Source organism: Bradyrhizobium sp. UFLA05-89 (genome assembly GCF_059803475.1).
This window is the reverse complement of sequence record NZ_JBANBA010000079.1, coordinates 21,112-45,186: the sequence shown is the minus strand read 5'-3', so window position 1 is coordinate 45,186 and position 24,075 is coordinate 21,112. Positions and strand designations below refer to the sequence as shown.

Genomic DNA, 24,075 nt, shown 5'->3' with positions numbered 1-24,075 from the left:
AGATAGATCCGCGTGAGCTTGTCCGCGTCCTCCGAGATGACCCCGAGCTCGTTGATGCGACGCACGATCCCTTCGCCGAGCGAGCCATTTTGAACGGCGATATCAGGAGCCATCTCGCTCAAACTTTCCATCCTCCGGGCCGCAACCTCTCAAGCGAGGCCCGACGACCATCGATACAAGTTCGGTGCCAGCGCGCGCCTCACGCGCAGGGCCCGACTCGCGGATTGGTTAGCATGAATGCAGCGCCGACAGCGCCATCCGGCAGACGGATAGTCGAAGGGGAAGTCGGTTCAGACTGCTTAACTACATTGCATACAATGTCGTGATACTGCCTATAATTTAGCCTCCCAGGCATCTGCCCAAGATTCGACCCCGGAACAAAGCCTTTATTTTATAACGGGTTAATCGCTCCTGCTTGCTCAATAACCTCTGGCACGAAGCTTGCGACATCGTATTCCGGCTGCCCCCGACTGGCGGTGGCCGCGAGAGAGGGGCGGACCACCGCCAAAGGGAGCATCCAATGGATCTTGGCAGGATTTCACGACGGCATTTGTTGCAGGGTGGCGCGGCGCTCTCCTTGGGAGCGGCAGTCGGTGTCCGCCCGGCTTTCGCGGCCGAGACGACGATCGGCTTCATCTATGTCGGCTCGCGCGACGACTATGGCTACAACCAGGCGCACGCGCAGGGCGCGGCGGCGCTGAAGAAGATACCGGGCCTGAAGGTGGTCGAGGAAGAGAAGGTACCGGAGACCGATGCGGTCGAGAAGACCATCGAGTCCATGATCAATCTCGATGGCGCTACCCTGCTCTTCCCGACCTCGTTCGGTTACTACAGCCCGCACATGATCAAGATGGCGACCAAGTACCCGAAGCTGCGCTTCGAGCACTGCGGCGGCCTCTGGACCGACAAGGATCCGAAGAACGCCGGTAGTTATTTTGGTTATATCGACGAAGCCCAATACATTTCCGGTATCGTCGCTGGCTTGACTTCGAAGAGTAGCAAGCTCGGCTTCGTCGCAGCCAAGCCAATCCCCCAGGTGCTGCGCAACATCAACGCCTTCACGCTTGGCGCCAGGTCCGTCAATGCGAAGGCCACCACGCAGGTGATCTTCACCGGCGACTGGTCGATGCCGGTCAAGGAGGCCGAGGCCACCAACAGCCTGATCGACCAGGGCGTCGACGTCCTGACCTGTCACGTCGACGGTCCCAAGACCATGGTCGAGAACGCCGCGCGCCGCGGCGCAATGGTCTGCGGCTATCACTGCAACCAGTCGGCGCTGGCGCCGAAGGCGTATCTCACCGGCGCCGAGTGGAATTGGGAGGCGCTCTATCCGAAGTTCGTCAAGATGATCGCCGCCGGCGAAGAGATCCCGAACTTCTACCGCGGCGGTCTGAAAGAAGAGATCGTGAAGGTATCTCCCTATGGCGAAGCGGTGTCGGCCGAGGCACGCAAAGCGGCCGAGGAGGCCAAGGCCAAATTCCTGTCTGCGGACGGGTTTGCCATCTTCAAGGGCGGCTTGCTCGACAACAAGGGCAAGACAGTAATTGCCGCCGGCACCGAGCGCGGCCAGAAGGATCCCGAACTCGAGAAGATGGACTACCTCGTCGAAGGCGTGATCGGAGCGACTTCGTGACAACGGAAGCGGCGGATCCCGTCGGTGCGGTCGGGGCCGTCGCCCCGGTCGCTGACGCGGGCTTCCTCCAGCGCCACGGCGCGAGCATTGAGTACATCTTGATCCCAGGCGCGGCGCTGGTCGGCGCGCTCGCGGTGTTCGGCATTTTCGTCGCGCTGTTCGGCAAGAACCCGCTCGACCTCTATTTCTACATGTACCAGGGCGCGTTCGGCACCTGGTTCTCCTGGCAGAACACGCTGACACGCGCAGCACCGCTCATCCTCACCGCGCTCTGCACAGCGCTGCCCGCGCAGCTCGGCATGGTCATCATCGGCGGCGAGGGGGCGCTGCTGATCGGCGCGCTCTCGGCAACCAGCGCGGCACTGGCGTTGCAAGGCCTACCGCCGCTCGTGGTCCAGATTGCGATGGTCTGCGCCGGCGTGATCGGCGGCGGACTGTGGATCATGCTGTCCGGCGCGCTGCGGCAATATCGCGGCGTCAACGAGACGATCTCGAGCCTGTTGCTCGTCTATATCGCACTCGCCATCCTCAACCATCTCGTCGAAGGCGTGATGCGGGATCCCGCAAGCCTCAACAAGCCGTCGACGCGTGAGATCGGCGCTGTCAACATGATCGGCAGCATCCCCGGCACCGACGTGCATTGGGGCCTTGTCTTCGGCCTGGCTGCCGCAATCGCCGCTTACATCCTGATCTACCACACCGTGTTCGGCTTCGCCGCGCGAGTTGCCGGCGGCAACATCCGGGCCGCAAAGATCGTTGGACTCGGCGTCAACAAGCTCATCCTCATAATCTGCTTCCTCGCCGGCGGCGCGGCGGGGCTCGCCGGCATGGTCGAGGTCGCGGCCGTGCAGGGCCGCGCCAACGCCAATCTCGCCGCGGGCTATGGCTTCACCGGCATACTGGTCGCCTTCCTCGCGCGGCAAAATCCGCTTGCGATCATTCCAGTGGCGATCCTGCTCGGCGGCATCAGCGCCAGCGGCGGGTTGTTGCAACGCCGCCTGGGGCTGCCCGATGCGTCCGTGCTGGTGTTGCAAGGCATCATTTTCGTTTTCGTGCTGGCAAGCGATGCGCTTTACGGCCGCATCGGTTTTCTCAAGGAGAAGTCCTGAGATGGCAGATGCCTCGATCGGACTCTGGACCGTGCCGCTCGCCGTGTTCGGCGGCGCCATTCGCGTCTCCACTCCCTTCCTGTTCGTGAGCCTGGGCGAATGCATCACCGAGCGTTCCGGCCGCATCAACCTCGGCCTCGAAGGCACGCTGGTCATGGGCGCGATGAGCGCCTATGGCATTTCCTATCTCTCCGGCTCGCCGTGGCTCGGCGTCCTTGCAGCCGGCGTCACCGGCGCATTGCTTGGCGCACTGCATGCCGGCATCTGCTCGCTGCCGCGCGTCAACGACATTGCGGTCGGCATTGCGCTGATGCTGTTCGGTACCGGCCTCGCCTTCTATCTCGGCAAGCCGCTGATCGAGCCGACCGCGCCGCGGCTGCCCGCAATCGACTTCGGCTGGTGGAGCGACATCCCTCAGGTGCGCGCGGCACTGCGCATCAACGTCATGTTCCTGATCGGCGTCGCGCTTGCGCCGATCCTCTACTGGGCCTTCCGCACCACGCGCTGGGGCCTCCTCATCCGCACCGCCGGCGAAAGCTCGGATGCGGCGCGCGCGATGGGCCATTCCGTGCTCCTGATCCGGCTGCGCGCCACCATGGTCGGCGGCTTCCTCGCCGGCATCGGCGGCTCGTTCCTGTCGCTGTTCTATCCCGGAAGCTGGAACGAGGGCCTCTCCTCCGGCCAAGGCATCACGGCGGTTGCGCTCGTGATCTTCGCGCGCTGGGATCCGATGCTGTGCCTGTGGGCCTCGCTCGCCTTCGGCGGCGCCGCGGCGCTCGGCCCCGCGCTGCAATCGGTCGGCGTCACCTCCGGCTATCACCTCTTCAACGCCGCGCCCTACATCCTGACGCTGGCGATCATGATCATCACCTGCTCGCCGAAGCGCACGCTGACGGGCGCGCCGGCTGAACTATCGATTACCCGCTAGGAAGCGAACTCATGCCCGAGCGTCACATCAAGTCCGAGCCCTACGCCTGGCCCTATAACGGCGATCTGCGCCCCGAGAACACGGCGCTGATCATCATCGACATGCAGACCGATTTCTGCGGCGTCGGCGGCTATGTCGACAAGATGGGCTACGACCTGTCGCTGACGCGAGCGCCGATCGAGCCGCTCAAGAAGCTGCTCGCAGTGATGCGCAAGCAGGGATTCCACGTCATACATACCCGTGAAGGCCATCGGCCCGATCTCTCTGATCTGCCCGCCAACAAGCGCTGGCGCTCGCGGCAGATCGGCGCCGGGATCGGCGACCCCGGCCCATGCGGCCGTATCCTCGTGCGTGGCGAGCCCGGCTGGGAGATTATCCCCGAGCTGGCGCCGATGGCGGGTGAGCCCATCATCGACAAGCCCGGCAAGGGCTCGTTCTGTGCCACCGATCTCGAGCTGGTCCTGCGCGTGCGCGGCATCGACAACATCGTGCTGACGGGCATCACCACCGACGTCTGCGTCCACACCACCATGCGCGAGGCCAACGACCGCGGTTTCGAATGCGTGCTGCTGCACGATTGCTGCGGCGCGACCGACAAGGGCAACCATGACCATGCGCTGAAGATGATCAAGATGCAGGGCGGCGTGTTCGGCGCGGTCGCGACATCTGACGCCTTCATCGGGGTGATCTCGTGATCATCGGCGAAATACCTCCGCCTAGCGGCGCCTTCGGCGTCGATGCCCTCGCCATGACTATGCGCTTCGGCGATTTCCTGGCGCTGGACAAGGTGGAGCTTAAGGTGCGTCCCGGCTCCTTCCACGCGCTGCTCGGCGAGAACGGCGCGGGCAAGTCGACGCTCGTCAAATGCATCATGGGCTACTACCACGCCACCGAAGGCGACATCCTGATCGGCGACCGCCAGCAGGCGATCGGCAATCCCAGGGATGCCCACGCGCTCGGGCTCGGCATGGTCTACCAGCATTTTACCCTCGTGCCGGCGATGACGGTTGCCGAGAATCTCGTGCTCGCGCGCGACGACGTTCCGGCAGTGGTGGATTGGAGTAAGGAGAAGAAGGAACTTGGAGCGTTTCTGGCGCGGATGCCGTTCAAGGTGCCGCTCAACGCAAAAGTCTCCGACATCTCCGCCGGCGAGCGGCAAAAATGCGAGATTCTCAAGCAGCTCTATCTGAAGCGGCGCTTCCTGATCCTGGACGAGCCGACCTCCGTACTGACGCCGGCCGAAGCCGACGAGGTACTCGGCATGCTCCGCGACATGGTGGTCAGGGGCGAGCTGACGATCCTGATGATCACGCACAAGTTCCGCGAGGTCATGGCGTTCGCCGACGAGGTGACGATCCTGCGGCGCGGCAAGCTCGCCGGCCAAGGCAAGGTTGCCGAGCTCACGCCCGACGCCATGGCGCGCACCATGATCGGCGCCGAAGAGTTGACCGTGCAGCCGCCGCGCACCGGCGAAACAGGCCAGGCGCGGCTGGAGCTGGCAAAGGTCCGCGCACGCGACGATGCCGGCGCGATCGCAGTGCACGACGTTTCCCTTACGGTACGCGCCGGCGAGATCGTCGGTATCGCCGGTGTCTCCGGCAACGGCCAGCGCCAGCTCGTCGAGGTGCTGGCCGGCCAGCGCGACGCCGAGAGCGGCGAAATCCGCGTCGCCGGCGATCCCTATCACGCACGCCGCGAGGAGATGCGCCAGCACAAGATGTCACTATTGCCGGAGGAACCGCTCAAGAACGCCTGCGTCGGCGGCATGAGCGTCGCCGACAATATCGCCTTCCGCGAATTCGACCGCGCGCCCTTTGCGAGCCTCGGCTGGTGGCTCAACCGCGGCGCATTCCGCGACGACGCCCGAAAGAAGATCGCGCAATACAAGATCAAGACGCGCACGCCGGAGACGCCGATCTCGGCGCTGTCAGGCGGCAATGTGCAGCGCGCGGTGCTGGCGCGCGAGCTCGGCGGCGACGTCGAGGTGCTGATCGCGGCCAATCCCTGCTTCGGCCTCGATTTCGCGGCGGTGGCGCAAATCCACGCCGAGATCATGGCCGCGCGCAATCGCGGCGCGGCGGTTCTGCTGGTCAGCGAGGATCTCGACGAATTGCTCGAGCTGTCCGACCGGTTGGTTGTGATGTTCCACGGCGAATTCGTGTATGAAGCACGGACCAGCGAAGCCGACCTCACCGTGGTCGGCCGTCATATGGCGGGACACTAACAGCGGAGCAGCGATGAGCGGCGCATCGGAACACGACGAGCACTTCTTGCGCCTGTCGTTTGAGGTAGCCCGCCGCTCCCTCACCCATGGCAACCACCCGTTCGGCTGCCTCGTGGTCGACGCGGACGGCAAGGTGCTGATCGAGGCCGAAAACGGCTACATGCCGGACCATGACGGCACCGCGCATGCCGAGCGCCTCGCCGCCACGCAGGCCTGCCGGACGCTGGGTCGTGAGGTGCTCGCCAAGGCGACGCTCTACTCCTCCGCCGAGCCCTGCGCGATGTGCGCCGGCGCGATCTACTGGGCCGGCATCGGCCGCGTGGTCTATGGGCTCAGCGAACATCGCCTGCGCGGCGTCACCGGCAACCACCCGGAGAACCCGACCCTCGATCTGCCCTGCCGCGAGGTCTTTGTCAGCGGCCAGCGGCGAACCGAGGTCGTCGGCCCGCTCCTGGAAAACGAAGCCGAAGCCCTGCACGACGGCGTGTGGACGAGGTAGCAATCTCCACAAACTCGGACTCGTAGGGTGGGCAAAGGCGCCCTCGCGCCGTCCCCACCATCTGAATGCAATAGAGCAGAAGTGGTGGGCACGCTTCGCTTTGCCCACCCTACGATTCTCCGCCAAAACCCCCAAATGGCGCCGCGCATTCCTGCACGGCGCCATCCGAACCTTGGAAGACTTCAACCGATCAGAACTTCACAGTGACACCGCCATAGACCGTGGACTCGGTGCAGCTCTTGGTGCTCTGGCCGGTGGCGGCGACGGTGCAGACGCCGGGCATGGCGTTGTGATCGAGGCCGAACTTGTTCTGCCAGTAGCGATAGGCGACCCAGAGATCGACGAAGTGCGAGTACTTGTCACCCCACGCCGCCTTCGAGGCGTCGAAGGTCAGGCGGATCGGTTCGCTGTTCAGCTCGGTCTTGGACGCGGTGGAGAACCGGCCGACGCCCGAGAGCGCAGGAAGGCCGTTCGAGTCGCCCTTTGGTCCATACCATCCGGCACGGCCGCTGATCGACCAGTACTGCATGTTCGGCGGCAGGAAGCCGAGGTCCATGTAGTAGTTGATTTCGACCGCCCAGGTCGGATTGTAGCTGACATTGCCGTCCGAGTTACAGACGACGCCCGCAGGTCCGGCGACGAACAGGCCGCACTGGGTGAAGGCGTTGTGGTTCGAGAACTCCCAGTACATCAAGGGCGCGACGTTGATGTAGCCCTTGTAGGGAAGATCGAAGGCAAACTGCAGACCGGCGACGACGTCGCGCTTGGCGGGCGCAAGGAAGTTGTTCTCGGTGTTGCCGTCCATACCGACTTCGAACGAGACGTTGTGCAGCGGGCCGGCGGTGAAGGCCTTGGTGTTGAATAGTTCGTTCCAGCCGAAGGTCGAGCGGAACAGGCCGTAGATCTCGGTCGCGCCGGCGCAGTCGGCAGCGCCGCCGGTGATGGTCACGCCGGGCGCAACGCAAGGGCTGGCGGGGTCGTTATGACCCGACTTGAACATCGAGATGGTGAAGAAGTTGGTGCCGTAGGCCCAGAGATCGAAGTGGGTGAAGGAGTAGACCTGCTTGGGCGTCTTGCCGTCGATCGAACCATCCGGGCGCACGCTCCACATGCCGGGGTCGGTGCCCTTCGGCATATACGAGAACGACACCCGGTCGTCGATCACCAGGAAGAACGGAAGGTCCGTTGTCTTCTTGGCGGCCTTGACTGGAAGGTCCGCCGCGTGAGCCAAGCCGCCGGTGGCTAGCGTAGCAAGAGACAGCGCCGTTGCTGCAATTGCCGTGAAACGAAACGACATCCTGAACACCCCCAAAATTGAAGCTTTAGAAATCAAGCCCCGTCGGGCGCGACACTTGCGCCGTTCCCTGGAGGTGAGAAGCCTCAACTTGTTTCAGCGCCTGCTGCAGGTTTCGGCAGAAGGCGCGCGAGGATCAGGACTTTTTCGCTCGCTTCGATGCCCGGCCTCGCGCTTCGCTTGCGCGCGTTGCGCGAGCCCCTGCCAGAGTTTCCCGATTGTTTTTCTTTGCCTTTTGTGCGCGGCAAAAACCGACACGCTGAGCCCGGACCCGCGGCGTCGCCGCGTCTGCGCAAAGCGTACAAAGCGAAACGCGTCGGTTGCCCAACTTGGCATCAAGGCTGCACAGGGCGGTTCCGATTGGGCTTGAACCGTCACAAATTTGCAACAGACACTTACCGCATAACTACGGACTCGCTAGAACTGTCGCTCGAGAATCGCGAATGGATGGCGAATCCTCTCGTTTGCCGAAGCGTTGAGCAAGGCATGACGTTTTTTCGCTACTTACGCGGCGGATCAAACTAGCCCACTATTGAGGCAGAGGCACTTTACTCGACCCACGTGACGGCGAATGTCAGACGCGATGCCCAACAGCCCGCATACCGGGGAGCCACCGCTGCTCCAGACGATCGGGCTCACCAAGCGCTATGGCGACTTCCTCGCCAACGCCTCGATCGACATTGATATCTTCCCCAGAGAGATCCACGCCCTGCTTGGCGAGAACGGCGCCGGCAAGTCGACGCTGGTCAAGGCGATCTACGGCCTGATCCAGCCAAGCGCCGGCGAGATTCGCTGGCAGGGCGAGCGCATCGTGCTGTCCGGCCCGTCGGAAGCCCGCAGCCGCGGCATCGGCATGGTGTTCCAGCATTTCTCGCTATTCGAGAATCTCACCGTCGCCGAGAACGTCGCGCTCGGGCTCGATGGCAAGGAGTCCTACAAGGACATGTCGGCGCGGCTGGAACAGGTTTCGAGGACCTACGGCCTGCCGCTCGATCCAAAGCGCGAGGTCTGGCAATTGTCGGTCGGCGAGCGGCAGCGCATCGAGATCGTGCGCGCCCTGATGCAAAATCCCAAATTCCTGATCCTGGACGAGCCGACCGCCGTGCTGACGCCGCAGGAGGCCGACCAGCTATTCATCGTGCTCGAACGCCTCAAGGCGGAAGGCCGCGCAATCCTCTATATCAGCCACAAGCTCGAAGAGGTGAAGCGGCTGTGCGACACTGCCACCATCCTGCGCGGTGGCAAGAAGGTCGCGACCTGCAATCCGCGGCAAGAGACGGCGGCCTCGCTCGCGCGCATGATGGTCGGCGGCGAGATCAAGGAGGTCAGGGCCGCGACTGGCAGGCAGACCACTGTGCCGCGGCTCGTCGTCAACGATCTCACGCTTGTGCCCGACGAGCCGCACGGCGTGCGCCTCGAGCACATCTCGCTCGAGCTCAAGGGCGGTGAGATCCTCGGCATCGCAGGCGTCGCTGGCAACGGCCAGGACGAGCTTTTCGCCGCCCTGTCGGGCGAGAGGTTGTCGAAGGATCCCGGCACGGTGGTGATCGAAGGCATCGCCGCCGGCCATTTGTCGATCACCCAGCGCCGCAAGCTGGGCGCGGCCTTCGTGCCCGAAGAGCGGCTCGGCCATGGCACCGCGCCGCGCATGCGATTGTCGGAGAACGCATTGCTGACGGGCCACGCCGCCAGCGGCATGGTCAGGCACGGCTTCATCGATACGGCGGCGACGTTGAAAACGGTCGACAAGGCGACCGAGACCTTCGACGTACGCAAGGCCAAGCGCGATCCGGAAGCGGCAAGCCTCTCCGGCGGCAATCTGCAAAAATTCATCGTCGGCCGCGAGATCCTGCGCAACCCGGCCGTGCTGGTGGTGAGTCAGCCGACCTGGGGCGTGGATGCAGGCGCGGCTGCCATCATCCGCCAGGCGCTGCTGGATCTCGCCGCCAGCGGCGCGGCCGTCCTGGTGACGAGCCAGGATCTCGACGAGCTCGCCGAGATCGCCGACCGTATCGCGGTGATGTTCCACGGCCGGCTCTCGGCGCCGCTCTCGGCCAGCGAAGCGACGCGTGAAAAGCTCGGCCTGCTGATGGGCGGCAGCAGCCTGGACCAGAAGGAGGTCGCGCATGCAGCTCGTGCTTGAGAAGCGCACCGAGCGCTCCAACACGATCGCGCTGGTCTCGCCGCTGATCGCGATCGGCCTGACGATCGTGACGATGAGCATCCTGTTCGCGGTCCTCGGCAAGAATCCGCTCCTTGCTCTCCATGCGTACTTCATCGCACCATTGACCGACGGCTACTCCCTCCAGGAGATCGCGGTGAAGGCGACGCCGCTGGTGATGATCGCGATCGGGCTGTCGCTCTGCTATCTCGCCAATGCCTGGAACATTGGCGCCGAGGGCCAGTTCCTGATTGGCGCAGTCGCCGGAAGCTGGATCGCGGTGAAGACGCAAGGCACGGACGCCGGGGTCTGGGTGCTGCCGGCGATGCTCTTGCTTGGTGCCGTCGCCGGCGCGCTCTACGCCCTGATCCCGGCCATCTGCAAGGTGAAATTCGGCGCCAGCGAAATCCTGACCAGCCTGATGCTGGTCTATGTTGCCGACCTCTTCCTCGACTATCTCGTCCGTGGCCCGTGGCGCGATCCGCACGGTTTCAATTTCCCAACCACTGCGGAATTCGATCCCGTGGCGACAGTCCCGGTGCTGATCGAAGGCGGGCGGCTACATCTCGGCTCGATCATCGCACTCCTGATCGTAGCGGCAGCGGCGGTGCTGCTGGGACGAACCATCAAGGGCTTCGAGATCCGTGTGGTCGGCGCTGCGCCGCGCGCGGCGCGGTTCGGCGGCTTCAACGCCAACCAGTTGATCATCCTGACCTTCGCCGTCTCAGGCGCGCTGGCCGGTCTTGCCGGCATCATCGAGGTTGCCGGCCCGGTTGGGCATCTCCAACCCGGCATCTCGCCCGGTTACGGATTTACCGCCATCATCGTCGCCTTCCTCGGCCGGTTGAATCCGATTGGAATATTAATTGCAGGCCTTTTTCTCGCATTGACCTTCATCGGGGGCGAGCAGGCCCAGATCGCAATGAAGATCCCGCTTGATGTCACCAAAGTTTTCCAGGGGATTTTGCTGTTCTACGTGCTCGCCTGCGATTCCCTGATCCTCTACCGTTTCCGGCTGGTCTTCCCGAACCGTCAGGTGGCCCGTGGAACTGGTTGAAGCCATCATCCTGTCGGTGCTTGCCGCCTCGACGCCGCTGCTGATCGCGGCGACGGGCGAGCTCGTGACCGAGCGTTCCGGCGTCCTCAACCTCGGCGTCGAAGGCATGATGATCATGGGCGCGGCCTGCGGCTTTGCGGGTGCGTGGCTCACGGGCTCGATCATCATTGGCGCAATCTGCGGCATCATTGCGGGTACGTTGATGTCGTTGGTCTTCGCGCTGATGGCGCTCGGTCTCGCGGTCAATCAGGTTGCGACCGGGCTCGCGCTGACCATCCTCGGCATCGGGCTCTCGGGCCTGATCGGTGCCGGCTTCGTCGGCGAGCGCATCACGCCGGCGCCGCATCTCTACATTCCCATCCTCACCGACATTCCGCTGATCGGCCGCGTGCTGTTCGGCGAGGATGCCTTCGTCTATCTCTCGATCGCGCTGATCGTCGGCGTATGGTGGTTCCTCTATCGGACGCGAGCCGGGCTGATCCTGCGCGCCTGCGGCGACAACCACGTCTCCGCGCATGCGCTCGGCTATCCCGTGCTGCGCATCCGCACCCTTGCGGTGATGTTCGGCGGCGCTTGCGCGGGACTTGCCGGTGCCTATCTGCCGCTCGCCTACACGCCGTTCTTCATTCCCGGCATGACTGCTGGCCGCGGCTGGATCGCGCTCGCGCTGGTCGTGTTCTCATCGTGGCGGCCGGGGCGCCTCGTCGTCGGCGCCTACCTGTTCGGCGCGGTGACCATCCTGCAACTGCACGCTCAGGGCTGGGGCATTGGCATTCCCTCGCAGTTCATGTCGGCGCTGCCGTATCTGGCAACCGTGATCGTCCTGGTTCTCTTGTCGCGCGCACGCACCGGCGGATCGACCGCGCCGGCCGCGCTCGGCACCGTGTTCGTGCCCGATCGTTGATGGACTTCCGCTTCGTGCGCGATGGGGCGCGCACGTTGCGGTGTGGCTTTCCCCGACTGTTTGGAGATTGATGATGAGGAAAACACTTCTTGCGCTGGCTGCCGGGCTCTTGCTTGCCGGAAGCATTGGCGCCGCCTCCGCTGCCGACAAGCTGAAGGTCGGCTTCATTTACCTTGGCCCGATTGGCGATCTCGGCTGGACATATCAGCACGAGCAGGCGCGCGAGGCGCTCGTGAAGGAATTGGGCGACAAGATCGAGACTACCTATCTCGAGAATGTTCCCGAGGGCCCGGACGCCGAGCGCGCCATCGAGCAGCTCGTCCGCGCCGGCAACAAGCTGATCTTCACCACGTCCTTCGGCTACATGGACCCGACGCTGAAGGTCGCGAAGAAATATCCGAACGTGCATTTCGAGCACGCCACCGGCTACAAGCGCGACAAGAACATGTCGACCTATTCGTCGAAATGGTATCAGGGGCGGTACATCCAGGGCCTGATCGCCGCCAAGATGTCGAAAACCGGTGTGCTCGGCTATATCGGCTCGTTCCCGATTCCCGAGGTCGTCTCCGGCATCAACGCGACGATCCTCGCGGCGCAGACCATCAACCCGAACATCAAGGTCAAGATCATTTGGGCCAACACCTGGTTCGATCCGGGTAAGGAGGCCGACGCCGCCAAGGCGCTGCTCGACCAGGGCGCCGACGTTATCATGCAGCACACGGATTCGCCGGCGGCGATGCAGATCGCTGCCGAGCGCGGCAAGCTCGCCTTCGGCCAGGATTCCGAAATGATCAAGTTCGGGCCCAAGGCGCAGCTCACCTCGATCCTCGATACCTGGGGTCCCTACTACATCGCGCGCGTCAAGGCCGAACTCGACGGCACCTGGAAGTCCGAGGACACCTGGGGCGGGCTCGACAGCCACATGTTCGCGATGGCGCCCTACACCAACATGCCCGACGACGTGAAAAAGATGGCAGAGGATGCCCAAGCCGCGATCACGTCAGGCAAGCTGCATCCGTTCAAATGCCCGGTCGTCGGGCAGGACGGCAAGGAAGTCGAGTGCAAGGGCGGCGATCACCTCGATGACGGCCAGATCCTCGGCATGAACTTCTACGTCAAGGGCATCGACGACAAGGTGCCGGGCAAGTAGCACGCTTCTTGCATTGCTAAAATCACCTGCTCCTCCCGGAGGAGGTTCGGAGGGGGTAGCCACCAATACCCGGCAATGGTGGTTGCCCCCTCTTCTCTATCCTACCTGCCTAACCTGCCTGCATCGCGCGGGCCGCAGCGCTGTGGCGGCGGATCAAATCGGCGATATCCAGCCCCGGGATCGCCCCGTCGACCACGACCCATTTGCCTGCGACCATCACCCGATCAGCCCGATGCGCGCCGCAAAGCACGACCGCTGCAATCGGATCGCCATGACCCGAGAAGCGCAATTCATCCAGCCGATACAGCGCCAGATCGGCCGCCTTGCCGATCGCGATCTCACCGAGCTCGGGACGGCCAACGCAGGCGGCTGAGCCCTTGGTGGCCCAGCGCAATGCGTCCTTGTGGCTGATCCTCGTCACACCATAGCGGGCACGCTGGAGCAGGAACGCGGAGCGCACCTCCTGCATCAAATTGGACGCATCGTTGGAGGCCGAGCCGTCGACCCCGAGCCCGATGCCGACGCCAGCCTCCTCCATCTCGCAGACCGGGCAGCAGCCGGACGCGAGAAGCTGGTTGCTGCAGGCGCAGTGGCTGATGGTCGTCTTCGCCTTGGCAAGCCGCTTCATCTCGTCGGCATTGAAGAAGATGCCGTGAGCGAGCCAGGTCCGCGCATTGAGCCAGCCGCATTTCTCGAGATAATCGAGTGGGCGGCAGCCATACATCTGTTCGCAAAACCTGTTCTCGTCCTCGGTCTCGGCGAGATGGGTGTGCAGGCGGACGTCGAGCTTGTCGGCGAGATCGGCGGTGGCGCGCATCAGCGACGTCGTCACCGAGAATGGCGAGCATGGCGCCAACGCGATCTGCACCATCGCATCCGCACCGCGCTGGTGATGCTTTGCAACCACCCGCGCGCTGTCGGCGAGGATGGTGTCCTCGTCCTGCACCACGCTATCAGGCGGCAGGCCGCCGTCGCGCTGCGACAGGTTCATCGAACCGCGCGTGAGCAGCACGCGCACGCCGAGCCGCTTGGCAACGGCGACCTCGATGTCGAGCGCATCTTCAAGGCCCGCGGGGAAGACGTAGTGATGATCCGTCGTGGTGGTGCAGCCCGACAGCAGCAGCTCCGACATCGCCACGGTGACGCCGAGCTGGAGCGCCTCCGGCGTCATCCGTGCCCAGACCGGATAGAGCGCCTTGAGCCAGGGAAACAGCTCGCGGTCCATCGCCGCCGGCAGCGCGCGCGTCAGCGTCTGGTAGAAGTGGTGATGCGTATTGATAAGACCGGGCAGGATGACATGTTCGCCCGCTTCGAACGCCGCGGCGTCCGCTGCGGGCTTACCGCCAGCGGGCACAAGCTCGATGATCCGCCCATCCTGCACCACGATGCCGCGCTCGGCACCACCGGCGAGGATGGCGAGCGGATCCTTGATCCAGACCGGCTTTGCGTTATCCATGATCCCGTTTCTCCTGACGTCGGCCGGCATTCTCGCCCGCAAGGCGAAGGTTAGTTGCTTGCATCCTTGTTGCGACTTGGCTCCGGACTTGCAAGACTCCATTTCAAGCGATCGATCCGATTCAAGGCGTTGGCGTACTCATGGACTTGAATACCATCACGTCGGTGGCCCATCCGGAGAGCCGCGCGCAACTGCCCGTTTGGACGGCAGGTGATGCTTGGCTCGCGGGCGGAACCTGGCTGTTCTCGGAGCCGCAGGCCCACCTGTCCCGCCTGATCGACCTCGCCGACCTGAAATGGCCGGCACTGACCATCACCGACACCTATCTGACGATCGCGGCAACCTGCACCATCGCAGAGCTCGATGCGCTGACCTGTCCGCTCGACTGGGTCGCCGCACCGCTGATCAGCCAATGCTGCCGCGCCTTCCTCGCCTCGTTCAAGATCTGGAAGACGGCAACGGTCGGCGGCAATCTCTGCATGTCGCTGCCGGCAGGTCCAATGATCTCGCTGACGTCAGCACTCGACGGCATTTGCACGATCTGGAAGGCCGGCGGCGGCGAGCAGAAGCTTCCCGTTCTCGATTTCATCACCGGCAATCAGCGCAACCGCCTGATGCCGGGCGATCTGTTGCGGCAGATTGATATCCCCCTATCCGCACTGAAGCGCCGTTCGGCGTTCCGCCAGATCTCGTTAACGCCGGTCGGCCGCTCCGCGGCGCTGTTGATCGGCAGCCTCGATGACGATGGTGGACTGAACCTGACGGTGACTGCATCGACCGTGCGCCCGATCCGACTGTCCCTCCCGAAGCCGCCCGATGCGAACGCATTGCGCGCAGCCATCGTGACCGAGATCATCGACGGCCTCTATCTTGACGACGTCCACGGCAAGCCGTTCTGGCGCAAGCATATGACGCTGCACCTTGCCGAGGAGATTCGTCGCGAATTGCTGGATGGCGCGCGGCCATGAGCTTCGAGATCAACGGCAAGCCGTTTTCGGAACACCCACGCGCGGGCCAATGCCTTCGAACCTTCCTGCGCGAGCTCGGCCATTTCGGCGTCAAGAAGGGCTGCGACGCCGGCGATTGCGGCGCCTGCACGGTGCTGCTCGATGGCGAGCCGGTGCATAGCTGTCTGATCCCTGCCTTCCGCGCCGAGGGCCGCGCGATCACCACCATCGAAGGGTTTGGCGGCGACGGCGGCACGCATCCGATGCAGCAGGCCTTTCTCGACGCCCAGGCGTTTCAATGCGGCTTCTGCACCGCCGGCATGATCCTGACCTGCGCGTCGCTGAACCAGGCGCAGCGCACCGATCTCGGCGCGGCGCTGAAGGGCAACATCTGCCGCTGCACCGGCTATCGCGCGATCGCGGATGCGCTCGACGGCAAGACCAATGTCGACGATGCCGTGGAGGCCGGCGGCGCGTTCGGCCGCAGCCTTCCCGCGCCGGCCGGACCCGACATCGTGCGCGGCGAGGCGCGCTACACTTTCGACACCGAGATCCAGGGCCTCCTCCACATCAAGCTCCTGCGTTCGCCGCATGCGCATGCGAAGATCGCTTCGATCGATAAGTCCGCGGCATTGAAAATTCCCGGCGTCCACGCGGTGCTGACCCACGAGGATGTGCCCGACCGGCTGTTCTCGACCGCGCGGCACGAGAAGGATTGGATGGACCCGGAGGACACGCGAATCCTCGACGACGTCGTCCGCTTCATCGGCCAGAAGGTTGCCGCGGTCGTGGCGGAGACCGAGGCTGCCGCGGAGGAAGCGTGCCGCCGGCTGAAGGTGGCCTACGACATCCTGCCCGCGGTGATCGACCCGGAGCAGGCGATGGCGCTCGGGGCGCCGCTCGTGCATCCCGATCGCAGCATCGAACATCGCGTCGCGAATGCACAGCGCAACATCGTGGCGGAGATCCATGGCGAGTTCGGTGACGTTGCGGCGGCGTTCGCAGCTTCGGCCGTCAGTTACGAGGGAACTTTCGCTAGCCAGCGCGTGCAGCATGCCGCGCTGGAGACGCATGGCGGCCTGGCCTGGCTCGATGCGTCCGGCGCCCTCAATGTCCGCACCAGCACGCAGGTGCCGTTCCTCACTCGCCGCGCGCTGTCGAACATTTTCGATCTTCCCATGGACAAGGTGCGCGTGTTTTGCGAGCGCGTCGGCGGCGGCTTTGGCGGCAAGCAGGAGATGTTCGTCGAGGACATCCTTGCCCTCGCGGCACTGAAGACCGGGCGTCCTGTGAAACTCGAGCTGACGCGCGAGGAGCAGTTCATCGCGACCTCGACGCGACATCCGATGCGTGTCCGCGTCAAGGCCGGTGCCGATGCGGACGGCAGGCTGACCGCGCTCCAGCTCGACCTGCTCTCCAATACCGGAGCTTACGGCAATCACGGCGGAGCCGTGATGTTCCACGCGGTGGGAGAGTCCATCAGCGTCTACAACTGCCCGAACAAGAGGGTCGATGGCGTCGTCGTCTACACGAACACGGTGCCGGCTGGCGCGTATCGCGGCTACGGCCTGCCGCAGGCATTGCTCGCGGTCGAGTCGGCGATCGACGAACTGGCAAGGCAGCTCGGCATCAGCCCGTACGATATCCGCCGCCGCAACGTCGTCAGGCCCGGCGATCCCATGCTGTCGCCGCCGCCGTCGGAATATCACGACGTCGCCTATGGCTCCTACGGGCTCGACCAGTGCCTCGATCTGGTCGAGCGCGCGATGCAAGCGGATGCGCCCCGGCCCGATTTGTCGCCGGACTGGTTGATCGGCGAGAGCATTGCGCTGACCATGATCGATACCGTGCCGCCCGCCGGGCATATCGCGGACGCGATGATCACGCTGAACGGCGACGGCAGCTTCGATCTCACCGTCGGCACCGCCGAGTTCGGCAACGGCACCAGCACGGTGCACCGGCAGATCGCAGCCAGCGCGCTTGCGACCACCGTCGACAACATCGACCTCAAGCAATCCGACACAGCGCATGGCGGCCACGACACCGGCGCCTATGGCAGCGCCGGCATTTTCGTCGCCGGCAAGGCAACGCAGGCGGCGGCGGAGCGTCTTGCGAGCATGTTGAAGGCTGCTGCGGCCGAAGCGTGGCTGTGCGATGTCGCGATTTGCACGCTTGACGACAATTCTGTCGTCAGCGGTGTCAGGCGGATCTCCTTTGCTGATCTCGCGAGGAACGCACGGGAGCAAGGCGAGGTGCTCGCGGCGAGCGGCAATTCCCAGGGCACGCCGCGCTCGGTCGCGTTCAACGTGCAGGGTTTTCGCGTGGCGGTGAACAAGGCCTCGGGTGAGTTGAAGATTCTCAGGAGCGTGCAGGCCGCCGATGCCGGCGTCGTCGCCAATCCCATGCAATGCCGCGGCCAGGTCGAGGGCGGCGTAGCGCAGGCTCTGGGGGCGGCAATGTATGAGGAGATGGTGATCGACGCGCAGGGGCGCATCATCAACGCCAAATTCCGCGACTATCACCTGCCCTCCTTCGCCGATGTGCCGCGCACGGAAGTGCTGTTCGCCGAGACGTCCGATACGATCGGACCGATGGGCGCGAAGTCGATGAGCGAGAGCCCGTACAACCCGGTCGCTGCTGCGCTCGGCAACGCCATCGCGGACGCTACCGGCATTCGTTTTACATCGACACCGTTCAAGCCAGACCGGCTATTCCCGGCGCTGCACGAAAAGTTCGGCGCCTAGCTCCCGCGATAGGTCGAATAGCTCCAGGGCGTGACCAGCAGCGGCACGTGGTAGTGGCCCTCGGGCTCGCTGATCGCAAAACGCAGCGGAATTTCGTCGAGGAACGGCGGGTCCGACATCGGCACGCCGCGCGTGGCAAAATATTTGCCGACGCTGAAGCGGAGCTCGTAGCGGCCGATCGGCAAGGGCCGGCCGCCGATCAGCGGCTGATCGGTACGGCCGTCATGGTTGGTTACCGCGCGCGCGATGATGCGGCTTTCGCCGAGAGAAGCGAGTTCGACAAGCTCGACCGCGATGCCCGGCGCAGGCTTGCCGCTGTGATTGTCGAGCACATGGGTCGAGAGCCGGCCGTGCACCTTCAGACGATCGTCGGCGATCACGAGCTGATCGAGCCGCAACGCGGCGATGCGGCAGATCTCCGCGATCGAGCGCCCTGTCTCGGTCTCGGCGTCGTTCGGCAGCCGCTGCTCGAAATCGCGCAGGATGGAATCCTTGGTATGGCGGCGCACGCAGACGATATAGGGGATGCCGAACTTTGCGCGATAGGCATTATTGACGCGTTCGAACGCCATGTATTCGGCGTCGGACAAGCGGTCGAGCCCGACGCTGTTCTGCTCGGCATTGGATTCCGCGGTCAGTCCCGCTGCGCGCTGCGTCTTGTCGGCAAGATCAGGATGTGCCTTGATCAGCGCGAGCTGCAACTCTGCCACGGCACTTTCGACCGCCGCCGTCATCGCCGCGAACAACTGATTGACCCCGGCAAACGGCCGCTGATCCGCGACGCGCTCGGCGATCCATGGCGAGTGCTCGAAAATGTTGGCGAGCGCCGCGACGAAGTCGGCTTTGCTTGCAGCGTTGAGATCGGACAGAGACAGTTGCGACATCGCCGCCCGCCTCAACCAATCTCGAACGCATCGTCGGCGAGATGGGCGAGATTATCGTGCCAATGACGCGCGATCTGCAGTCGGGTCGGCACCCAAACGTGCTCGTGCCCGCCGATATAGTCGAGAAAGCGCATCAATCCCGCCGCGCGGCCGGGACGACCGACCAGGCGGCAATGCAGGCCCACCGACATCATCTTCGGCGCGCTCTCGCCTTCGGCATAGAGCACGTCGAAGGCATCCCTCAGATAGGTGAAGAACTGCTCGCCCTCCGCAAAGCCCTGCGCGTTGATGAAGCGCATGTCGTTATTGTCGAGCGTATAGGGGATGATGAGCTGCTTGCGGCCGGAGCCCTTGACCCAATAGGGCAGATCGTCGGCATAGGAGTCGCAGAGATAGAGGAAGCCGCCCTCTTCCATCAGCAGCCGGTTGGTATTGATCGAGGATCGACCGGTGTACCAGCCGAGTGGCCGCACGCCGGTCGCCTCGGTATGCACGCGGATGGCCTCGGTGATCTCGGCGCGCTCCTGCGCCTCGGTCATGTCCTTGTGCTCGATCCATTTCAGGCTGTGGCTGGCGATGTCCCAGCCTGCCTCCTGCATCGCGGCGACGATCTCCGGATTGCGTTTCAGCGCCGTGGCAACGCCAAACACAGTGGTCGGCAATTTGCGCATCGTGAACATCCGCCACAGCCGCCAGAAGCCCGCGCGCGACCCATATTCGAACATCGATTCGATGTTGGCATGGCGCTGGCCGGGCCATGGCTGCGCGCCCAGCACGTCGGACAGGAACGCTTCCGAGGCGCGGTCGCCGTGCAGAATGTTGTTCTCCCCGCCCTCCTCGAAGTTGACAACGAACTGCACCGCGATGCGGGCCCCGCCCGGCCAATGCGGATGCGGCGGGTTGCGGCCATAGCCGCGCAGATCACGGGGATAGCGGGGCTCTGGCAACTCAGACTTCCTCGAAGCGGATCGGCAGGGCGCCCTTCCACAGCACGCTCTTGCCCAGCGTCGCCAGATTCTCAAGACCCGACGTCAGCGTGATGAAGTGATTACCGGCAAGCTGGCCCATCTTGCTTGCAAAGTGCACGCCACCATAGGCGAGCAGGATCTCCGTCTCGCTGATGCCACCGGGATAGAGGATGATCTGGCCCGGCGCGGGATAGCTGGTGTGGTTCTCGTAGCCGACGCCGAAATCGAGGTCGCCGAGCGGCATCCACACGCCCTCGCCGCTCCAGCGCACGTGGATGATGTGGCTTTCGAACGGCATGGCTTTACGGAATGCGGCGACGGTCTTCGGCGCCAGTTGCTCCTCGAAGCGGGCATCAAAGGTGAAATCGCCGGCGCGAATAACGAGTTTGCTCATCTCATCTCTCTAGGTGGGAAGGCTTTGGCCCTCCACGGGGAACTTTCACGCAAAGAGCATCCCAGCAGGACCAACGCAAGTGGGGCGTCACCTGCGGTCATAAGACCAGCCGAAAATGCCGCTCCGCCGCGTTTCCGGCTCAGCCTCGGCCGCCGGCGGGGCCACCTCCTTCAGTTCCGCCTGCGGCGGAGGTGACGACGGCGCCGGCAGGTTCTCGCATTTCATGGAATAGACCAGCTTGCCGTCCGCGGTACGCCCGATCGGCGCGCAAGGGTCGGGGCGCACCGCCGTCGCGGCTTTCGGCGGCTGCTTCACCTGCGCTGCGGTGGGCGAGGCCACCAGGGCCAAGACCAGTAAATATTTCCACATCGGTGTGGCTCGATACATCAACTGGTCCCCATTCAAGCGGATCGTGCTCGCCAAGTCCATCAGGACCATCCACGCCATTGCCGAATATTTAGCCGCGACTAAAATTTTGGCTCGCCGCTTCGTGATGGCCGAAACCGTGATATTCGGCAAGACGCATCGCCATCTCCGAAAAGCGGCGACACCGGCACGAGACATTTCTCTCGGGCGGCGTCCGACTAGGGAGACCAATGATGCGAACAACAACACTGACCGTGCTCGCCACGACGCTGCTCGCGTCCCTGACGATCCAGACGGCCTCAGCAAGTCAGCGCCACCACCCCCGCAAGGCCCCCGTCCCCGCTACCCAGTCCTTCCGCGACTCCAGCGCTGCCGTCTGGCCGACCGAGCCACGCGAAGTCGACTGGTGGCGCTACTCGACCGGCGCGCTCTCGGCGCCCGCAGGGCGGTGATTGCTAGGCTCGCACGACCATACTGCCAGATCCGTCATCCCGAGGAGCGAGCCGGGGGCGCAACGCGCCGTATGGGGAGCCTCGAAGGATAAACGCGACAACACCAGCGATACCGGGAGAACGTGATGGCGATCAACAACGTGGCCGACCTCTTCGTGGCAACGCTCGAGCAGGCGGGTGTCAAGCGGATCTATGGCATCGTCGGTGACAGCCTCAACGGCCTCACGGAAGCGCTGCGCCGCCGTGGCACCATTGAGTGGGTGCATGTGCGGCACGAGGAAGTCGCAGCGTTTGCCGCCGCAGGCGAGGCCGAGATGACGGGCAGCCTTGCAGTATGCGCCGGCTCCTGCGGACCGGGCAATCTGCATCTCGTCAATGGTCTGTTCGATGCCCATCGCAGCCGCGTTCCGGTGCTCGCAATCGCAGCGCAGATTCCCTCGGCCGAGATCGGCGGCGGCTATTTTCAGGAGACTCATCCGCAAAATCTATTCCAGGAGTGCAGCCACTATTGCGAGCTGATCTCGGATCCAAGCCAACTGCCTTACGTGCTGGAAAACGCCATCCGCGCGGCGGTCGGACTGCGCGGAGTTGCGGTCGTGGCCATACCTGGCGACGTCGCGTTTCGCGCGCCACCTCAGCGTGCTCTGGCGACCGCGCGGGGCCTGGCGCTGTCCCCACCAAAGATCGTGCCCGAGACCAACGAACTGGAGGCGCTGGCGTCTCTCTTGAACGGAACGGAGCGCGTCACGCTGTTCTGCGGCCGGGGATGCGCCGGCGCGCACGCACCGCTGATGCGGATGGCCGAGACCTTGAAGAGCCCAATCGTGCACGCGCTTGGCGGCAAGGAGCATGTCGAATACGACAATCCCTATGACGTCGGCATGACCGGCTTCATCGGCTTCTCGTCCGGTTATGCAGCGATGCATGCCTGCGACGTGCTGCTGATGCTGGGCACTGATTTCCCCTACAAGCAGTTCTTCCCGACTGACTGCCAAATCGCGCAAATCGACATCAGGCCGGAAAATCTCGGCCGACGCTGCAAGCTCGACCTCGGCGTGGTCGGCGACGTCAGGCTGACCATCGAGGCGCTGCTGCCGCTGTTGAAGGTCAAGACCGAGCGGCGGCACCTCGACAATGCGATTGCGCATTACAAGAAGGCGCGCGAGGGCCTCGACGCGCTCGCGGAGGGCACCCCGGGCCGCAAGCCGATCCATCCGCAATATCTCGCGAAGGTCATCAGCGATCATGCGGCGGACGATGCGGTGTTCACCGCGGATGTTGGCACGCCGACCGTCTGGGCGGCCCGCTATGTGCAGATGAACGGACGCCGCCGGCTGATCGGATCATTCGTGCACGGCTCCATGGCCAACGCCATGCCGCAGGCGATCGGCGCGCAGGCGGCACAGCCGGGACGTCAGGTCATTTCGCTATCGGGCGACGGCGGCTTCACCATGCTGATGGGCGACCTCATCACGCTCACCCAGATGAAGCTGCCTGTGAAGGTCGTCGTCTTCAACAATGGCGTCCTCGGTTTCGTCGCGCTCGAGATGAAGGCTGCAGGCTTCGTCGACACCAACGTCGATCTGGAGAATCCCGACTTTGCGGCGATGGCGCGCGCCATGGGCATCATGGGTCGTCGCGTCGAGGACCCGGGCGAGCTCCCGGGCGCGATGCAGGAGATCCTGACGCATAACGGACCGGCACTCCTGGATGTGGTCACCGCCAAGCAGGAGCTCTCTATGCCGCCGACTATCACCCCGGAGCAGATCAGGGGCTTCAGTCTCTGGGTCCTGCGTGCCGTCATGAATGGCCGCGGCGACGAAGTTCTCGATCTCGCCAAGACGAACCTGTTACCTCGCTAGAGACGCGCTTGTCCACGCGAGCTCTGGCGGCAGGCCCTTGTGATCAGTACGGCTGATAGTAGCGCGGACCACCATAGTAGGGACCGCCGCCGGAATAGCCGGGGCCGTAATACGGACCCGGGCCATAGTAATAGTTGTTCTCATAGTAGTCCCGCCGGCGCTGCTCGGCGATCGCACCCGCGATCATGCCGGTCGCCGCGCCCATGAAGGCGAGGCCGGCGGCGCTCGGTCCGCGACGGTAATAGCGGCGCCGTGCGGCGCTGAAGTCGGTCGCAGCGGCGGAAGCCGGGGCCACTGTGGCAGCCTTCGAAAGTGACGTGCGTGACTCGGCAGCCGAGGGCACCACCGGCGCCGCGACAAGGACGAGGCCAGCGAGCGTGGCCAGCAGGACGCTCCTGCTCTTCAAGGACATCATGGCTTTATCCGTCATCTGAGCATCCTCTGTTCGCGCTCAAAGAACCAAATTTGCAGATATGCAAACGATACATAACCCACAACCCAGCGATGTGGTTGCCTGATCGCGGCAATCCGCCGCGCCAATTTGAACGATTGTAAAGCTGCCTGGCAAAATCCGGCTTGATCGATTTCAGCGGGGCCGTTATCAAACCGGCGCGCTGTTCTTCGGCGCCGCAAGCGTTACACGTGAACCAACGCATCAACCGACGTGGTCGGGATCGATGCATTTTTCAGGGTTCAACGTGACTGTCGCGTCCTTTTCCCAAAGAGATCAGATGATTGCGGTTCGCAAACTGCCGCCGCGCTATGCGCCTGTCGTCATGCCATTGGTGCTTTCCATCCTCATGACGGCCGTGGTGTCGACCATTTCAACTCTGAAGAGCCTTGGACCTACCCCCCTCTTCCTGGTGACGTGGCCGGCGGCCTAGGGTCTGTCGTGGCTCGTCGCCTTTCCGACGTTGCTGGTGGTCCTGGCACTGGTCCGCCGGATCGTCGTCGCCTTCGTGGTCGCCCCCTCCGCGGACTCGCCCCGCTAACCGGCGAGGATCGCGGCAGCGCCCGCCGTCCCCCGCGCTTACCTCGCATGA

At 64.1% G+C, this 24,075-nt stretch carries 21 protein-coding genes and 1 pseudogene; 15 read left to right on the top strand and 7 right to left on the bottom strand.

What is annotated here, in order from left to right; genetic code table 11:
• Positions 1-520 precede the first annotated feature (520 nt).
• From SO139_RS31610 to SO139_RS31585, 6 genes are read left to right on the top strand one after another with little or no spacing between them, the layout of a single operon-like run.
• Positions 521-1,633 carry a BMP family ABC transporter substrate-binding protein gene (locus SO139_RS31610; RefSeq protein WP_498541158.1) on the top strand — a complete coding sequence of 371 codons (1,113 nt, stop codon included), beginning with the start codon at positions 521-523 and terminating at the stop codon, positions 1,631-1,633.
• On the top strand, positions 1,630-2,742 hold the full coding sequence (locus tag SO139_RS31605; RefSeq protein ID WP_449382045.1) for an ABC transporter permease: 1,113 nt from the start codon (positions 1,630-1,632) through the stop codon (positions 2,740-2,742). Before SO139_RS31610 ends, SO139_RS31605 begins: the two co-directional genes overlap by 4 nt.
• 1 nt (position 2,743) lies before the next feature.
• Positions 2,744-3,670, top strand: coding sequence for an ABC transporter permease (locus SO139_RS31600; protein WP_449382044.1), 927 nt, complete (start codon positions 2,744-2,746; stop codon positions 3,668-3,670).
• 11 nt (positions 3,671-3,681) lie between these two features.
• A complete protein-coding gene (gene biuH / locus SO139_RS31595; RefSeq protein ID WP_449382043.1) occupies positions 3,682-4,365 on the top strand; it encodes a biuret amidohydrolase in 684 nt (227 codons plus the stop codon).
• Positions 4,362-5,894: an ABC transporter ATP-binding protein gene (locus tag SO139_RS31590; RefSeq protein WP_498541157.1), complete on the top strand. Its 1,533-nt coding sequence runs from the start codon at positions 4,362-4,364 to the stop codon at positions 5,892-5,894. The genes biuH and SO139_RS31590 overlap by 4 nt, the downstream gene beginning before the upstream one ends.
• A gap of 13 nt (positions 5,895-5,907) precedes the next feature.
• Positions 5,908-6,393, top strand: coding sequence for a nucleoside deaminase (locus tag SO139_RS31585; RefSeq protein ID WP_498541156.1), 486 nt, complete (start codon positions 5,908-5,910; stop codon positions 6,391-6,393).
• A gap of 190 nt (positions 6,394-6,583) precedes the next feature.
• Here the strand turns inward: SO139_RS31585 and SO139_RS31580 are convergent, their stop codons facing one another.
• On the bottom strand, positions 6,584-7,690 hold the full coding sequence (locus SO139_RS31580; protein WP_498541155.1) for a hypothetical protein: 1,107 nt from the start codon (positions 7,688-7,690) through the stop codon (positions 6,584-6,586).
• A gap of 568 nt (positions 7,691-8,258) precedes the next feature.
• On the opposite strand from SO139_RS31580, the gene SO139_RS31575 reads away from it, so the two are divergent.
• The 4 genes from SO139_RS31575 to SO139_RS31560 all read left to right on the top strand — a co-directional run bounded on the left by SO139_RS31575 (position 8,259) and on the right by SO139_RS31560 (position 12,959).
• A complete protein-coding gene (locus tag SO139_RS31575) occupies positions 8,259-9,830 on the top strand; it encodes an ABC transporter ATP-binding protein (RefSeq protein WP_498541154.1) in 1,572 nt (523 codons plus the stop codon).
• Complete coding sequence (locus SO139_RS31570) at positions 9,814-10,905, top strand: ABC transporter permease (RefSeq protein ID WP_449383030.1); 1,092 nt, start codon at positions 9,814-9,816, stop codon at positions 10,903-10,905. Before SO139_RS31575 ends, SO139_RS31570 begins: the two co-directional genes overlap by 17 nt.
• Positions 10,892-11,809 (top strand): ABC transporter permease, encoded by a 918-nt coding sequence (locus tag SO139_RS31565; protein WP_449383029.1) that lies wholly within the window; start codon positions 10,892-10,894, stop codon positions 11,807-11,809. Before SO139_RS31570 ends, SO139_RS31565 begins: the two co-directional genes overlap by 14 nt.
• A 73-nt stretch (positions 11,810-11,882) precedes the next feature.
• Complete coding sequence (locus tag SO139_RS31560; RefSeq protein ID WP_449383028.1) at positions 11,883-12,959, top strand: BMP family ABC transporter substrate-binding protein; 1,077 nt, start codon at positions 11,883-11,885, stop codon at positions 12,957-12,959.
• Between the two features lie 109 nt (positions 12,960-13,068).
• On the opposite strand, the gene SO139_RS31555 is transcribed toward SO139_RS31560, so the two are convergent.
• On the bottom strand, positions 13,069-14,415 hold the full coding sequence (locus SO139_RS31555) for an 8-oxoguanine deaminase (protein WP_498541153.1): 1,347 nt from the start codon (positions 14,413-14,415) through the stop codon (positions 13,069-13,071).
• A 140-nt stretch (positions 14,416-14,555) separates the two neighbouring features.
• Here SO139_RS31555 and SO139_RS31550 point away from each other — a divergent pair, with 140 nt between their 5' ends.
• Together SO139_RS31550 and SO139_RS31545 are read left to right on the top strand one after the other, a co-directional pair.
• Positions 14,556-15,383 (top strand): FAD binding domain-containing protein, encoded by an 828-nt coding sequence (locus SO139_RS31550; RefSeq protein ID WP_498541152.1) that lies wholly within the window; start codon positions 14,556-14,558, stop codon positions 15,381-15,383.
• Positions 15,380-18,106, top strand: a complete 2,727-nt coding sequence (locus tag SO139_RS31545) for a molybdopterin-dependent oxidoreductase (protein WP_498541151.1) — start codon at positions 15,380-15,382, stop codon at positions 18,104-18,106. Before SO139_RS31550 ends, SO139_RS31545 begins: the two co-directional genes overlap by 4 nt.
• Here the strand turns inward: SO139_RS31545 and uraD are convergent.
• The 4 genes from uraD to SO139_RS31525 all read right to left on the bottom strand — a co-directional run bounded on the left by uraD (position 18,103) and on the right by SO139_RS31525 (position 20,721).
• A complete protein-coding gene (gene uraD / locus SO139_RS31540; RefSeq protein WP_498541150.1) occupies positions 18,103-18,990 on the bottom strand; it encodes a 2-oxo-4-hydroxy-4-carboxy-5-ureidoimidazoline decarboxylase in 888 nt (295 codons plus the stop codon). The two genes, SO139_RS31545 and uraD, sit on opposite strands and share 4 nt — an antisense overlap.
• Positions 18,991-19,001: 11 nt before the next feature.
• Complete coding sequence (puuE, locus tag SO139_RS31535; protein WP_498541149.1) at positions 19,002-19,937, bottom strand: allantoinase PuuE; 936 nt, start codon at positions 19,935-19,937, stop codon at positions 19,002-19,004.
• Position 19,938: 1 nt separating this feature from the next.
• The gene (locus SO139_RS31530) at positions 19,939-20,352 is read right to left on the bottom strand and encodes a DUF3830 family protein (RefSeq protein WP_027528380.1); all 414 of its coding nucleotides are present in this window, start codon (positions 20,350-20,352) and stop codon (positions 19,939-19,941) included.
• A gap of 87 nt (positions 20,353-20,439) precedes the next feature.
• Complete coding sequence (locus SO139_RS31525; protein ID WP_498541159.1) at positions 20,440-20,721, bottom strand: hypothetical protein; 282 nt, start codon at positions 20,719-20,721, stop codon at positions 20,440-20,442.
• 230 nt (positions 20,722-20,951) lie between these two features.
• Here SO139_RS31525 and SO139_RS31520 point away from each other — a divergent pair, with 230 nt between their 5' ends.
• Entirely contained in the window at positions 20,952-21,170 is a 219-nt protein-coding gene (locus SO139_RS31520) for a hypothetical protein (RefSeq protein ID WP_449383024.1), read from the top strand.
• A gap of 125 nt (positions 21,171-21,295) precedes the next feature.
• Positions 21,296-23,032 (top strand): ubiquinone-dependent pyruvate dehydrogenase, encoded by a 1,737-nt coding sequence (gene poxB / locus SO139_RS31515; RefSeq protein ID WP_449383023.1) that lies wholly within the window; start codon positions 21,296-21,298, stop codon positions 23,030-23,032.
• Between the two features lie 43 nt (positions 23,033-23,075).
• On the opposite strand, the gene SO139_RS31510 is transcribed toward poxB, so the two are convergent.
• Positions 23,076-23,462, bottom strand: coding sequence for a hypothetical protein (locus tag SO139_RS31510; RefSeq protein ID WP_449383022.1), 387 nt, complete (start codon positions 23,460-23,462; stop codon positions 23,076-23,078).
• Between the two features lie 301 nt (positions 23,463-23,763).
• On the opposite strand from SO139_RS31510, the pseudogene SO139_RS31505 reads away from it, so the two are divergent.
• Positions 23,764-24,024: pseudogene (locus SO139_RS31505) on the top strand (DUF2798 domain-containing protein).
• The last annotated feature ends 51 nt before the right edge of the window (positions 24,025-24,075 follow it).

What these genes read in the sequence shown, in the direction of transcription:
- SO139_RS31610 (WP_498541158.1), top strand. Translation starts at nt 521, where the DNA reads ATGGATCTTGGCAGGATTTCACGACGGCATTTGTTGCAGGGTGGCGCG.
- SO139_RS31600 (WP_449382044.1), top strand. Translation starts at nt 2,744, where the DNA reads ATGGCAGATGCCTCGATCGGACTCTGGACCGTGCCGCTCGCCGTGTTC.
- biuH (WP_449382043.1), top strand. Translation starts at nt 3,682, where the DNA reads ATGCCCGAGCGTCACATCAAGTCCGAGCCCTACGCCTGGCCCTATAAC.
- SO139_RS31585 (WP_498541156.1), top strand. Translation starts at nt 5,908, where the DNA reads ATGAGCGGCGCATCGGAACACGACGAGCACTTCTTGCGCCTGTCGTTT.
- SO139_RS31580 (WP_498541155.1), bottom strand. Translation starts at nt 7,690, where the DNA reads ATGTCGTTTCGTTTCACGGCAATTGCAGCAACGGCGCTGTCTCTTGCT.
- SO139_RS31575 (WP_498541154.1), top strand. Translation starts at nt 8,259, where the DNA reads ATGTCAGACGCGATGCCCAACAGCCCGCATACCGGGGAGCCACCGCTG.
- SO139_RS31570 (WP_449383030.1), top strand. Translation starts at nt 9,814, where the DNA reads ATGCAGCTCGTGCTTGAGAAGCGCACCGAGCGCTCCAACACGATCGCG.
- SO139_RS31560 (WP_449383028.1), top strand. Translation starts at nt 11,883, where the DNA reads ATGAGGAAAACACTTCTTGCGCTGGCTGCCGGGCTCTTGCTTGCCGGA.
- SO139_RS31555 (WP_498541153.1), bottom strand. Translation starts at nt 14,415, where the DNA reads ATGGATAACGCAAAGCCGGTCTGGATCAAGGATCCGCTCGCCATCCTC.
- SO139_RS31550 (WP_498541152.1), top strand. Translation starts at nt 14,556, where the DNA reads ATGGACTTGAATACCATCACGTCGGTGGCCCATCCGGAGAGCCGCGCG.
- SO139_RS31545 (WP_498541151.1), top strand. Translation starts at nt 15,380, where the DNA reads ATGAGCTTCGAGATCAACGGCAAGCCGTTTTCGGAACACCCACGCGCG.
- uraD (WP_498541150.1), bottom strand. Translation starts at nt 18,990, where the DNA reads ATGTCGCAACTGTCTCTGTCCGATCTCAACGCTGCAAGCAAAGCCGAC.
- SO139_RS31530 (WP_027528380.1), bottom strand. Translation starts at nt 20,352, where the DNA reads ATGAGCAAACTCGTTATTCGCGCCGGCGATTTCACCTTTGATGCCCGC.
- SO139_RS31525 (WP_498541159.1), bottom strand. Translation starts at nt 20,721, where the DNA reads ATGTGGAAATATTTACTGGTCTTGGCCCTGGTGGCCTCGCCCACCGCA.
- SO139_RS31520 (WP_449383024.1), top strand. Translation starts at nt 20,952, where the DNA reads ATGCGAACAACAACACTGACCGTGCTCGCCACGACGCTGCTCGCGTCC.
- poxB (WP_449383023.1), top strand. Translation starts at nt 21,296, where the DNA reads ATGGCGATCAACAACGTGGCCGACCTCTTCGTGGCAACGCTCGAGCAG.
- SO139_RS31510 (WP_449383022.1), bottom strand. Translation starts at nt 23,462, where the DNA reads ATGACGGATAAAGCCATGATGTCCTTGAAGAGCAGGAGCGTCCTGCTG.